The 13,489-nt window shown below is 30.8% G+C and carries 14 protein-coding genes; 1 reads left to right on the forward strand and 13 read right to left on the reverse strand.

Features of this window, described 5'->3' with window-relative positions:
* Nucleotides 1–11 precede the first annotated feature (11 nt).
* The 11 genes from purB to rsmG all read right to left on the reverse strand — a co-directional run bounded on the left by purB (nt 12) and on the right by rsmG (nt 11,637).
* Nucleotides 12–1,304: an adenylosuccinate lyase gene (gene purB, locus E7Y35_RS03475; protein ID WP_283272959.1), complete on the reverse strand. Its 1,293-nt coding sequence runs from the start codon at nt 1,302–1,304 to the stop codon at nt 12–14.
* A complete protein-coding gene (locus E7Y35_RS03480) occupies nt 1,304–2,605 on the reverse strand; it encodes an adenylosuccinate synthase (RefSeq protein ID WP_283272960.1) in 1,302 nt (433 codons plus the stop codon). The genes purB and E7Y35_RS03480 overlap by 1 nt, the downstream gene beginning before the upstream one ends.
* Nucleotides 2,606–2,673: 68 nt before the next feature.
* The gene (pyrG, locus tag E7Y35_RS03485) at nt 2,674–4,269 is read right to left on the reverse strand and encodes a CTP synthase (protein WP_283272961.1); all 1,596 of its coding nucleotides are present in this window, start codon (nt 4,267–4,269) and stop codon (nt 2,674–2,676) included.
* A gap of 83 nt (nt 4,270–4,352) precedes the next feature.
* Complete coding sequence (gene rpoE, locus E7Y35_RS03490) at nt 4,353–4,901, reverse strand: DNA-directed RNA polymerase subunit delta (protein ID WP_283272962.1); 549 nt, start codon at nt 4,899–4,901, stop codon at nt 4,353–4,355.
* A gap of 18 nt (nt 4,902–4,919) precedes the next feature.
* Complete coding sequence (locus E7Y35_RS03495) at nt 4,920–6,146, reverse strand: HD domain-containing protein (protein ID WP_283272963.1); 1,227 nt, start codon at nt 6,144–6,146, stop codon at nt 4,920–4,922.
* 5 nt (nt 6,147–6,151) lie between these two features.
* The gene (gene gltX, locus E7Y35_RS03500) at nt 6,152–7,600 is read right to left on the reverse strand and encodes a glutamate--tRNA ligase (RefSeq protein WP_283272964.1); all 1,449 of its coding nucleotides are present in this window, start codon (nt 7,598–7,600) and stop codon (nt 6,152–6,154) included.
* A 21-nt stretch (nt 7,601–7,621) separates the two neighbouring features.
* Nucleotides 7,622–8,083 (reverse strand): 2-C-methyl-D-erythritol 2,4-cyclodiphosphate synthase, encoded by a 462-nt coding sequence (gene ispF, locus E7Y35_RS03505; RefSeq protein WP_283272965.1) that lies wholly within the window; start codon nt 8,081–8,083, stop codon nt 7,622–7,624.
* Nucleotides 8,084–8,094: 11 nt separating this feature from the next.
* A complete protein-coding gene (ychF, locus tag E7Y35_RS03510; protein ID WP_283272966.1) occupies nt 8,095–9,195 on the reverse strand; it encodes a redox-regulated ATPase YchF in 1,101 nt (366 codons plus the stop codon).
* Between the two features lie 22 nt (nt 9,196–9,217).
* Nucleotides 9,218–10,108, reverse strand: a complete 891-nt coding sequence (locus E7Y35_RS03515; protein WP_283272967.1) for a ParB/RepB/Spo0J family partition protein — start codon at nt 10,106–10,108, stop codon at nt 9,218–9,220.
* Entirely contained in the window at nt 10,095–10,874 is a 780-nt protein-coding gene (locus E7Y35_RS03520) for a ParA family protein (protein ID WP_283272968.1), read from the reverse strand. The genes E7Y35_RS03515 and E7Y35_RS03520 overlap by 14 nt, the downstream gene beginning before the upstream one ends.
* A 61-nt stretch (nt 10,875–10,935) precedes the next feature.
* A complete protein-coding gene (gene rsmG, locus E7Y35_RS03525) occupies nt 10,936–11,637 on the reverse strand; it encodes a 16S rRNA (guanine(527)-N(7))-methyltransferase RsmG (RefSeq protein ID WP_283272969.1) in 702 nt (233 codons plus the stop codon).
* Nucleotides 11,638–11,731: 94 nt separating this feature from the next.
* Between rsmG and E7Y35_RS03530 the strand changes: the two genes are divergently transcribed.
* Nucleotides 11,732–12,235 (forward strand): isochorismatase family protein, encoded by a 504-nt coding sequence (locus E7Y35_RS03530; RefSeq protein WP_283271610.1) that lies wholly within the window; start codon nt 11,732–11,734, stop codon nt 12,233–12,235.
* A gap of 31 nt (nt 12,236–12,266) precedes the next feature.
* Here the strand turns inward: E7Y35_RS03530 and E7Y35_RS03535 are convergent, their stop codons facing one another.
* Nucleotides 12,267–12,839 (reverse strand): HNH endonuclease signature motif containing protein, encoded by a 573-nt coding sequence (locus E7Y35_RS03535; RefSeq protein WP_283271611.1) that lies wholly within the window; start codon nt 12,837–12,839, stop codon nt 12,267–12,269.
* Nucleotides 12,840–12,849: 10 nt separating this feature from the next.
* Nucleotides 12,850–13,443 carry a DNA-3-methyladenine glycosylase gene (locus tag E7Y35_RS03540; RefSeq protein WP_283271612.1) on the reverse strand — a complete coding sequence of 198 codons (594 nt, stop codon included), beginning with the start codon at nt 13,441–13,443 and terminating at the stop codon, nt 12,850–12,852.
* Nucleotides 13,444–13,489 lie beyond the last annotated feature (46 nt).

A 13,489-nucleotide genomic window follows, 5' to 3' on the forward strand; every position in this document is an offset into this window, starting at 1 on the left:
TCCGTTCCCCTTTATTTCAACACACGCTGATAAATTTTATCAACATTACGTAAAAAATAATTAATATCAAATAATTTATCTAGTTCTGATAATGATAAATATTTTGCAACATTATTTTTAATTAAAACTGTTTTAAAATCAATTTGTTGTTGCTGTGTAAGTAAAGTACACTTTTGAATAAAATCATAAACTTCTTCACGTGAATAATTAGTTTCTTTTAAAATTTTTGTTAAAACAACTTGACTAAAATAAAGATTATTTGCCTGTTGTAAATGTTCATTAATTTTAATCGGATTAACCACTAAATCATCCAGAACAGTAATCATCCGTTTTAAAAGATAAACAACTAAATGATATGTGTCTGGAATAATGATTCGTTCATTACTACTATGTGAAATATCACGTTCATGTCATAATAAATTGTTTTCAAAAGCCACATTCATATTGCTACGAACTAATCGGGCTAATCCGGAAATATTTTCAGCACTAATTGGGTTTTTTTTATGAGGCATTGATGACGAACCTTTTTGTGTTTTACTGAAACCTTCCGCAATTTCACTAACTTCTGAGCGCTGAAAATGACGAAACTCCAAAGCCATTTTTTCTAGTAAACTAGCAATTTGACTAAAACTCGTAAACAATGCAACATGATAATCACGCGAAGTTACTTGTGTTGTAATTGGGTCAACCTGCATTCCTAACTGGTGGGCAACATATTCTTCAACCGCCACTTCAACATGGGCAAAATTACCAACTGAACCAGAAATTTTTACAACTTCAATCCCTTGTGCGGCTTGATTAAAACGAGTTATGTTACGATCTAATTCAGCATATCAAAGCAAGAATTTTAGTCCTAACGAAGTTGGTTCAGCAAACATACCGTGGGTACGACCCATAATTAATTGCTTTTTATATAAAAGTGCTGAAGATTTTAAAACTGTTTGTAATTGCTGCAAAGATTTTCTAACAACCTCATTTGATACTTTAATTAAATAATTTTGACTAGTATCAACGACATCAGTTGATGTTAAACCATAATGGATTCATTTCTTTTCTGGTCCTAATGTTTCTGATAACATACGGGTAAAAGCAACAACATCATGTTTTGTTTCAACTTCTAATTCTAACATTCGTGGTAAATTTACTGTTAAATGCTCTTTAATTTTTTTAATATCACTGGGTGGAATTAATCCAATTTTAGCTCAACCTTCACAAACTAATAATTCTACTTTTGCTCAAGTATTATATTTATTTTCATCATTTCAAATTGCTTCTAGTTCTGGAACAGCATAACGATTAATCATTAGAAAATTTCCTCATTCATTAAAATAGTTTGTTCACGATCAGGACCAACAGAAAATAAACTAATTGGAACTCCTACAATTTCTTCTAATTCCATTAAATATTGTTGAGCATTATGTGGTAGTTGTTCAAATGATGTTACCTTGCTAATATCTTCTTCTCACCCTGGCATTGTAATTAAAATTGGTTGACATTTTTCATATTCTTTAATTGTACTTGGAATATAATCAATTTGCTGACCATTATACTCATAACCAACACAAATTTTTAATTCCTTAATTGATGATAAAACATCTAACAACATTATTGCCATACTAGTGTAGCCACTAATTCGCAATGAGTGTTTCATTAAAACACCATCAAACCAACCAATGCGGCGAGCACGACCAGAAACAGTTCCATATTCCCGCCCTACTTCACGAATATATTTTTCTGTTTCACCAAAAATTTCTGATGGAAACGGGCCAGTTCCAACTCGTGTATTATAAGCTTTTACAATTCCAATTACATTATTAATATAACGCGGAGCAATACCAACTCCAACCGGAATTGATGCAGCTGTTGGATTAGAAGATGTTACAAAAGGATAGGTTCCGTGGTCTAAATCCAACATTACGCCTTGGGCTCCTTCAAATAAAACTTTCTTATGCGCATGAATTGCATTATCAACTAAAATTGAAGTATCTGTTACTAATTCTTTAATTTGTTGAAATAAATCCAAATATTCTTTTCAAATTAATTTTGGATCAAATCCCTCACTATTAAAAACTTTTGTTAAAATTTCATTTTTAAATTTTAAATTATTTTCTAATTTTCGTAAGAATTCTGTTTCATCAAATAAATCGCCTAAACGAATCCCAATGCGCTCTGCTTTATCCTGATAACAAGGGCCAATTCCTTTTTTAGTTGTTCCAATTGAATCTTTTTGACGATATTCTTCTTGCAATTCATCAATTTTCATATGATATGGAAAAATTAAATGTGCACGATCACTAATCCGTAAATTACGACAATCAAACCCATTTTCTTGTAAATAATTAATCTCACTAACTAATTTTCGTAAATTAACAACACAACCATTCCCAATCACATTAATTGAATTTTTATTAAAAACACCTGACGGAACAATACTTAACTTATATTTTGCTCCTTTAATCATAATCGTGTGCCCAGCATTATCACCACCTGCTCAGCGTACAACAACATCAGCTTTTTGGGCAAAATAATCAGTAATTTTACCTTTTCCTTCATCACCTCATTGGCTCCCAACAACAGCTAATGTTCGATAATTTGTACCACTCATAACTCACTCCCAACCTTTCTACCTTTTAATCTTAATATAATTTTTAATGATTTGACAACTTTTTCCACTTATTTGGCTTTAATTACCGCTTGCACAAAACCATTAAATAATGGATTTGGTTTATTTGGTCGTGACGTAAACTCAGGATGATATTGAGCAGCAATATAAAACGGATGGCTTGGTAATTCAATTACTTCAACCAAGTTTTTTGCCTCATAAAGCCCACTAAAAACTAATCCTGCTTGTTCTAATTGTTGACGATAGTCATTATTAAACTCATAACGGTGACGATGGCGTTCTAGGACTTCATCTTTTCCATATAACCGATGAGCTAATGTATTTGGAACCAAAGTTGTTTTATAATTTCCTAGTCGTAAAGTTCCCCCAATATTTTCTGCTTTATCTTTTCCCCGAATTAAATCAATAATGGCATTGTTTGTTTTCATTAATTCAGAAGAATTCGCATCTTCAATATGACAAACATTACGGGCAAATTCAATCACTGCCGCTTGCATTCCAAAACAAATTCCTAATAACGGGATTTTGTTTTCACGTGCAAATTGACAAGCTAAAACTTTGCCCTCAAATCCCCGTTCACCAAAACCACCAGGAACTAAAATTCCCTTTGCATTTTGAAGCAACTGTTGATAATTATTAATAGTTACATCTTCGGCTTTGATTCACTCAATTTTAACTTGGACACTATTTTCATAACCAGCAATACGTAACGATTCACTAACTGATAAATACGCATCGGGTAACTCAATATATTTGCCCACTAACTTAATTTCAATTGTTGTTTGTGAATGATTAATTTTCTCAACAAATCGCTTTCATTCAGTAATATCTGTTTTTGTAATATTTAAGTTTAATAATTTACTAATTACTTGCTGAGCATTTTGTTGATACATTTTCATTGGCACTTCATAAATACTTGCGGCATCAGTTGCAACAAGAACATTATTTTTCTCAATATTACAAAATAAAGCAATTTTTTCAAGCACACTATCATCTAATACTTGTTCTGCACGAGCAACAACAATGTCGGGTTGAATTCCTAATAATAATAATTCGCGTACTGAATGTTGCGTTGGTTTCGTTTTTGATTCCTTTGAAGCAGCAATATAGGGAACTAATGAAACATGCATATATATCACATTTTCACGACCCTGTTCCATTCGGACTTGGCGAATTGCTTCAATAAAAGGTAATGATTCAATGTCTCCAACTGTTCCACCAATTTCAGTAATAATAATATCCGCTTTTGATGTTTCTGCAGCATGATATACTTTCTTTTCAATTTCATTCGTAACATGTGGAACAACTTGTACGGTTCCACCATCATATTCACCGCGTCGTTCTTTTTCAATCACATTCTTATAAATTTGTCCTGAAGTAATATTTGATTCTTTTGTTAAATTTTCATCAATAAAACGTTCATAGTGCCCTAAATCTAAATCAGTTTCAGCCCCATCAGCTGTTACAAAAACTTCACCATGCTGATAAGGACTCATTGTCCCAGGGTCAACATTTAAATATGGATCAAATTTTTGCATAAAAACATTTAATCCACTTGCTTTTAATAAGACACCAATTGAAGAAGCAGTAATTCCTTTCCCTAGGCCACTTACAACTCCTCCCGTTACAAAAATATATTTTGCCATCGTATTTTCATCCTTTCATCCCCAAATAAAAAGAGTTTAGAAATTAACAGGGTTGTCAGTTCTAACACTCTTCAATCTTGGTATTAATTATTTTCTTCCATTTCCTTTTCAAGAGCTTTTCAGTCAATTTCTTCTGTAATACCCAATTTAGCTGCTACTGTCTCATCGTCATCATCAACAGAATAGTCACTAGAAACCAAGTCATCATCTTCAACTTCAATTTCAATTTCAACAAAATCATCTTCTTCATTATCGTCTTCATCTAAAGTATCGTCAAAATCAAGAGTGTCAATTAATGATTCTTCATCCTCATCTTCTTCCTCTTCATCTAAATCAATATCTTCAAATTCTTCTGTTGTTTCAAATTGATCAGTATAATCATATTGTTTTTTAATATCATCATACTTTAAAAATTCGCGTAACCCTCACATACCTTCACTTGTTAAGACAAAACGGTTATCTAGAACTAAATCAGTATATAATTCTGCAATAACGTCTTCCTTACTTGTTCCGTGTACTGTTACATCACTTTGTGAAGCAATATCATTTCAAATGTTTTCAAAAGTATCACTTCCACCTTTTTTCTTTAAACATGAATACACTAACTCTAATAATTCTACACTATCGTTCATTAATTTAAACCTTTCTTACTAACTACTATATTTTTCACCAATTGAAAACCAAATTGTTGTTGCAGTTTCTTTGTTATTATTTTTAAATGCCAAGACCTCTGATACCTCCATAATGCATTTTATGCCATCAGGAGTATCAATATAAATTGGTTTTGTATTACTATCATATAATTTAACTGGTTTTAGGTTGTATTCAACCATAAAATAATTATAATGGTTTTTATATTTTTTTATCAAATTATTTTTAATTTCTTCTAAATTTCTTTTATTAGGGTTTACTTTCCGTAAAAATTCCCGATTTATTAACATTTTAATTAACGTAACTAAAACTTCATCATTTTCGTGTTCTAATATTTTTAAATAAGTAAATAAAGTATAATCATCTAATAAACAATAATCTTCTGCTTTCATCATTTGACCATTAAACAATGGACTCAATAACATTATAATTTCCTTATTTTTAAAAGTATAATTCGCAAGATATAAATCACATAAACGTTTAAACATCATTTTAAAAGTTAAATCAAAGCCAATACTTAATGGGTGTAAATAAATTTGTTTATACATATGATAACGGCCAATTAGAAACGATTCAATTGCATATTGGACTTTTAACGGAAAAATAATCTTTTTATCTTTAATAAATAAGTGGCGAATAATTCATTGGGTATCAACATGACTATAACCAACACCACTTGTTTGCCCATCACGTAATAAGTAATCCATCCGGTCGGCATCTAATTGTGATGAAACTAACGATGATAAAACACTATCATGATGTTTTCCTTCAATAATCATACATAATTCATTAATTTCATCAGGACTAAATTCTTGGGTTAAAATTTTATTAATATTTGTTGTTGGACTTTTAATTAATAATGTTGAATAACTTTCATGACTAATATTACTATTTGTAACCTTATTAATCATTTCAAAAGTATGGGAAAAAGGGCCATGTCCAATATCATGTAATAATCCCGCTAACTTAACCAATAATTGTTCATGCTTACTATACATTTCTTGAAAACTTGATGTCTCTAGCATTTTGCTAACTAAATGATAAACACCCAAACAATGTGAAAAACGCGTATGCGACGCACTTGGAAAAACATATTGGCCCCCTGCTAATTGACTAATTCGACGTAAACGTTGAAACTCTGGGGTATTAATTAATTTAACGGCAATTTCTTCAGTAATTTCAATATCACCATGAACACTATCACGGATTGTTAAGGGTAATTTCATTGTTTTTATTGTAATTTTGTAATATTACTAATTACTTGTTCTCTTCCTAATAAATAAATAACCTTTGCTAGTTCTGGTCCGTGTTCTTGATGAGAAGTAAAAATTCGAATTGGCATAAATAAATTCTTTCCTTTCATTTGATATTGATCACCCATCTTGGTAATTAGGTCTTTAATATTTGGTTCTGTTCAATCTGATAACTCGTGTAACTGGTTTTTAAAAGTTGCAATCATTGCTTCATAACCACTTAGTTCTGTTAATATCGCCATTGTTGTTGCTGTTAACTGGGTAACTGGTTCAAAAAACGGTTTTGCTAATGTTACAATTTCAGCACCATATTGAAGTTCTTTCTTATAAATTAATAATAACATATTTACTCATTCTGCTCTTTTTTTTGTTAAATCATATTTTTCAGCTAAAAAAGGACGAACAAAAGCAAGATAATCTTGATCACTAAGTTGTTTAAGATAGTAATTATTCATTCAAGTTAATTTTTTGACATCAAACATACTTGGCGATTTACTAAATCGTGTTTCATCAAATATTTTAATTAATTCATCATGGGAAAAAATTTCAGCTGTTCCTAATGGTGATCATCCTAATAAGCTAATGAAATTAAAAATTGCTGTTGGTAAATAACCCAGAGTCCGATATTGACTAATAAATTGCATTAAATGACTATCTCGTTTTGATAATTTTTTATGTTGTTCATTAACAATTAATGTTAAATGTGCAAAAATTGGTGGGGTTGCTTTAAAAGCTTGATAAATCATTAATTGTTTTGGCGTATTAGAAATGTGTTCTTCACCACGAACAACATGACTAATCGCCATTAGCATGTCATCAATTACCACGGCAAAATTATATGTTGGAATCCCATTTGATTTTAAAATAACTCAATCACCAAGATCTTTTGATTCAAAATGAACTGGACCACGAACTAAATCATTAAAATCATAACTAGTATTATCAGGAACAAAAAAACGCAAATTATATGGCATATGATTTGCTAATTTTGTTGCAACTTCCGCTGCTGATAAGTTTCAACATTTACGATTATAACGTGGTGAAAGATGCCCTGCTGCTAATTGTGCTTCGCGATCTTGTTCTAATTCAACTGATGTACAAAAACAGTAATATGCTTTCTTCATGTCTAATAACTCTTGCGCATATTTTTGATAAATGTCTAATCGTTCTAATTGACGATATGGACCATAAGCTCCTGGTCGATCAATTGTTTCATCTGGCTCAATTCCTAACCAACGTAAATTATCTAATTGCGATGCAATTGCTCCATCAACATTACGTTCGGTATCAGTATCTTCAATTCGCAAAACAAAAACACCTTGATAATGTTTTGCAAACAAATAATTAAATAAGGCTGTTCTTGTATTTCCAATATGTAAAAATCCTGTTGGACTTGGTGCATAACGTAATCTAATCTTTTGACTCATTTTAATTCCTCATTCTAACTTCTAATAATTATCTTTTTTAACTAGCAGCAATGTGGTATAACTTTGAATAATCTTGTTAAAGTTTTTTTCTGTTGTTGTTGCTTTAATATTAATATTTTCATCTTCTAATTGTAACAATTGTTTTAAATTCATTTTAATTGCTGACTTATATTCTTTTAATTTTGGTTCATCAAGAATAATTGTTGCATCAAGATTAACAATTTGATAATTTTGATTAGTCATTAAAGTTAGTGCTTGTTTTAAAATTATTTGTGAATCAATATTTTCATTTGTCTCATCAAACCAATCACCCAAGTCTCCTAACCCTAATGCGCCAATAATTGCTTCACTAATTGTGTGCAACAAGATATCACCATCAGAAACAGCTTCAACTTGATATTGACACGGAATAAAAATTCCTCCCAAGGGAAATCCCGTTCCTGCTTTTAAATTATGCAAATCATAACTATTACCAACACGCATAATTATTCTCCTTAAACATTAAATTTAAAAAAGCAAATATCACCATCTTGCATTGTATAAGTTTTTCCCTCACTTCGCAAACGGCCATTTTCTTTTACTGCTTTTTCACTCCCATACTTGATTAAATCGGCATATGAATATATTTCAGCGCGAATAAATCCGCGTTCAAAATCAGAATGAATAAGACCAGCACACATTGGGGCTGTTCAACCCTTTTGAAAAGTTCATGCCCGAACTTCTTGTTTTCCGGCAGTAAAAAATGTTTGTAATCCTAATAAGGCATATGATTTTTTAATTAACTGACTTAACCCCGCTTCTTTAATGCCATAGTCAGCCATTAATAAAGCACGATCAGTTAAATCTAACGCTGATAATTCCTCTTCAATTTTGGCACAAATAACAATAACTTCAATCTTGTGTTGTTTTCCGTACTCTTTTACTTTTTCAACATAGACATTATCTTCTTGATTAAGATCTTCTTCAGCAACATTAGCAACATAAATAAATGGTTTAATTGTTAATAAATTAAAACTTTTCACAAGTTTTAATTCATCTTCTGATAAGGAAAGGTCTTTTAATAATTTATTTTGTTCTAATGCTGTTGTTAATTTTAATAATAATTCATACTCAACCACATCATCTTTTTGTTTTAAAGTTTGTGCTTTTTTCGCGACTTTATCAATTCGTTTCTTAATTTGTTCTTGATCAGAAATAATTAATTCCAAGTTAATTATCTCAATGTCACGAATTGGATCAACTGTTCCTTCAACATGTGTGATATCTTTATTATCAAAACAACGAACAACCATACAAATTGCATCAGTTTCTCGAATATTTTGTAAAAAAGCATTCCCTAAACCTTCACCCTTACTAGCACCGGCAATTAATCCTGCAATATCATAAAATTCAAATGTACTATGAATTGCTTTATTTGGTTCACAAAGATTAATTAAAGTGTCCATCCGTTCATCTGGAACTTCAACTGTTCCAACATTAGGATTAATTGTTGCAAACGGATAATTTGCTGCTTCAACTTGTGAATTTGTAATTGCGTTAAATAAAGTTGATTTACCAACATTTGGTAAACCAATAATCCCCATTTTTAATGCCATCTTTTTTCTTCCTTACTATCAATTAATCATCTGTTAAACCTAATAGTTCTAAAATACGATTTAAATCTTTTAACCCTAAATAATTAATTACAATTTTATCAGTATCGATAACTACTTTTGTTCCTAATTTACGCATAATTTTATTTTCTAAAAATTCATTAACTGTTCGTTTTGCCGGAACTTTTTTATTATCTTCTGGCGTTTTAGTTGACTTTGTTCCATACGTTCTAACCAATTCTTCAACTTGACGCGCATTTAAATTAAGACTAACAATTTTATCAACAATTTTTTTAAATTCATTTTTATTCACATGGAGACTAATTAGTGGTTTAACTTGTCCCATTGTAACTTTATTTTCTAATAATAATTTTTGAACATCTGCTGGTAAAGTTAATAGTCGCAAGGTATTTGCAATATGACTACGTGATTTTCCAATTCGTTGCGCTAATTCATCTTGGGTTAAATCCAGTAATGTAATTAATTCTTTATAAGCATTTGCTTCTTCAATTGTATTTAAATCAACACGTTGAATATTTTCAACCAAGGCCACTTCTTTCATTTGTTGATCATTAAAATCAACAATGATTGCGGGAATTTTTGTTAATCCTGCTAATTTAGCCGCACGACTACGGCGTTCTCCAGCTACTAGATAATAACCATTACTTGTTTTTTTAACAATAATTGGTTGAATCAAACCATATGCTTTAATTGACTGTGCTAATTCTGCCAACTCTTCGTCATTAAAAGTTTTTCGTGGCTGATGTGGATTTGGAAAAATTTCTGTTAGCATAACTTCATTCGCCGTTGCTTTTAGTTCATCACTACTTTCAATTTCTTTAATTACATCATTAATTCCTTCACCAAAAATTTTATCCAATCCTTTTGAACTTAATCGACTCTTATTGTTTGCCATTGTTTGCCAACACCTCTCTCGTTAATTCTTCATACGCAACTGCACCCGCTCCACCTTTATCATAATCAAAAATACTTAATCCGTGTGAGGGTGACTCACTAATTTTGATATTTCGAGGAATATGCGTTCGATATACTTTTTCATTGAAATATTTTTTAACCTCTGCCATTACTTCAAATGATAGTTTTGTTCGAGAATCAAACATTGTTAGAACAATTCCTTCAATTGTTAAATTTTTATTAAACATTTTTTGCACAAAGCGAATTGAAGTTAACAACTGCGCTAAACCCTCTAATGCATAATATTCTGCTTGAATTGGAATCAAAACTGAATCAGCACAAGCTAAGGCATTTCGATTAATTAATCCTAACGAAGGTGGACAATCAATTAAAATAAAATCATATTTATCACGAATTGGTTTAATCCGGTCAAGTAAAATATTTTGATTATCATCTAATTTTTCCATTAAATAAACATCTGCACCAGCTAATGAAATTGTTGCAGGTGCTAAATCAACATTATTGATAACTCCTGGAATAATAATGTTTTTCAATGGTACTTGCCCAACTAAAACATCATACATACTCATTCCATCATGAATTTCATCTTTATTAGCACCAGTTCCCGTTGTCGCATTTCCCTGGGGATCAATATCAACTAATAAAACTTTTTTCCCAGTTCGTGCTAATCCAGCTGCTAAATTAATTGAAGTTGTTGTTTTTCCAACCCCACCCTTTTGGTTTGTGATTGCAATAATTTTCCCCATAATTTTCCTCTCTTTGCTTTGTAACTAATAATTTTATATATTATTATTATTATATAACACTTTACCTAATTGGGAATTTTTTTATTTGATTAAAACTCCGTGGATATGGTTTTTTTGTTGATTCTGTTTTAATAAAATGACAAATATTTCGTTCTCCTAGTGGTGGAATATTTTCATATTGAATTTGTTCTAATTTTAAATTTAAAATCTGAATTGTCGCTTGTGCTGTTGCTAATTCATTCCCAATATTAGGTCCTTTGTAACAAATAACCCTTCCACGCACTTTAACCATTCGAACAACGAGTTCTAATAACATCCCTAAATTAGCAACAGCCCGTGATACCAGCAAATCAAACTGTTCGGAATGTTCTCAACTATATTTTTCAGCCCGAGCATGAACAATTTCCACATCTTGCAACTGTAATTTAGTAACTAATCGTTGTAAAAACAAACACCGTTTTTCTAATGCTTCAATAATTGTTAACTTAATTGTCGGACAAAATATCTTTAAAACAAGACCAGGAAAACCAGCCCCACTCCCAACATCAGCAACTTTTGCTTTGTCGGCAAACACATAATGTTTTAACAATAATGCTGAATCAAGAAAATGTTTGACATAAACATCCTCTCGACTAACAAGCGTTGTTAAATTCATTACTTTGTTTTGTTCAACTAAATACTGATAATATTGTTCTAATTGTTCTTCTTGGTGTTGATTAACAACAAGGTCAGCAAAATAATCATTGATTAGTTTAATCATCATAACCCCTCATAACTTTTAATTGTGTTAACATTATAACAAGATATTTGTTAATATATAAATAGACAACAAAAAATATTAAAAAGGAGGCTTCAATATGAGTCAAAAAGCATTAATTGTTGTTGATTATCAAAATGATTTTGTTGATCCAAAAGGATCATTATACGTTCCTGACGCAGAAAAACTTCATCCGCACATTTTAACATTAATTAAAACTTTTCAAAATAACAAGGACCTAGTCATTGCGACAAAAGATTTTCATCCTGATAATCACTGTTCATTTGCAACCTGGCCACCCCATTGTCTTGCCAATAGTTCTGGCAGTGAACTTTATCAATTACCAGAAAGTCATTTTGATAAAATTATTCTCAAAGGAACACAACAAGATGCTGACAGTTATAGTGCTTTTTTTAGTGATAATCAAACATCCAATGGTTTACATGAATTCTTGCAAGAACAAAATGTTACTGACCTTGTTATAGTTGGTGTTGCCTTAGATGTTTGTGTCTCGGCAACTTTGACTGATGCTATTAAATTAAATTATCATGGTTATCTTGACTTAACATGTACTGTTGGTCTTAACCCCCACATTACCTTCTAAAAAAGCTATTATTTTTAAATAATAGCTTTTTTTAAAAATCATCATCATTGTCAAACTCAATGTTTTTTACTCGCATAATCGTTTCACCATTCGGTAATTGACCAATCCGTCCACTTGTACTTCCTCTTCATTTAACCTGATAATAAATAATGCCCTGGGCATGCAGCAATTTTAATAACTCAATTCAATTGTATAATTGATCACGATACATTCAACGTTTTTCACTATGAGCTTCAACTAAATTGCGATTATAAAAACTATGCGGATGCGATCACATTCGAATTTGACGCATCGTATTTTCACGTTTTGATACAATTTCAAGATTTTCCGCACGATTATCGCGGGGATTACCATTGATATGATCAATTGTCATATTAGGTGGCACTTGGCCAATAAATAACTCCACAACTAATTTATGGAGTGGCTTTGTTTTGGTTTTTCCTTCTTCGCGACGACGAATTAAAAAATAATTTGTATTTTTAGGTTTTTTTAACTCCTTAATTTTCTTTGTCATATTATTGCGAACACGACCCATATTACTAATTTCAAGATAAGGAAAATCAGGATGAATTTTTCAAATTTCTGTATTGTTTGTTTTACTCATTTTTAACCTCTTACTTTTTTGAAACTGCCTTATGATTTGTAATATAAAAACGATATGGCTTTAACTTAAAATTAGTTGCATAATCAATATTAACCCGTGATGTTGTGGTGATGTCAAAAACACTGGGGATTGCTTCTTGTTCTAAATATAAAGTTGAACTTTTAATAAGATTAAGGCCATCATCAGTTTTATTAATTTTTAAATAACGTGATAATTTTCCCGGGCCATTTGCTAAATTGGGTTTGCTAACAAAATTAGGAGTTGTTTCATCAACAACAATTTCACCAGCCCGTAACAAAACAGCACTCGGATAGTCTGTTTGGTCAGTAACAATATTAAAACAAAAATACATCCCATAAATCATAAAAATATGAGCATATCCACCTTGTCAAAATAATGTTTCATTCCGTAAACTGCGCTTATTATTAAAACCATGGTTAGCATCATCCGTTGGTCCATCATAAGCTTCAGTTTCAACAATTTTACAATTAATTTTTTTACCATCAATAATCCGAACTAAATACTTTCCCAATAATTGTTGAGCAACAAGAACAGCATTTTGTGAAAAAAAGACAGGATCTCTTAAAGGTACTAAATTTACCATTTTTGCGAAAAAAACATAACAAAAATTATTGCTAACTTGTTATGCC

Source organism: Spiroplasma sp. SV19 (assembly GCF_030060925.1).
In the GTDB taxonomy this organism is placed as follows: Bacteria; Bacillota_I; Bacilli_A; order Mycoplasmatales; family Mycoplasmataceae; genus Spiroplasma.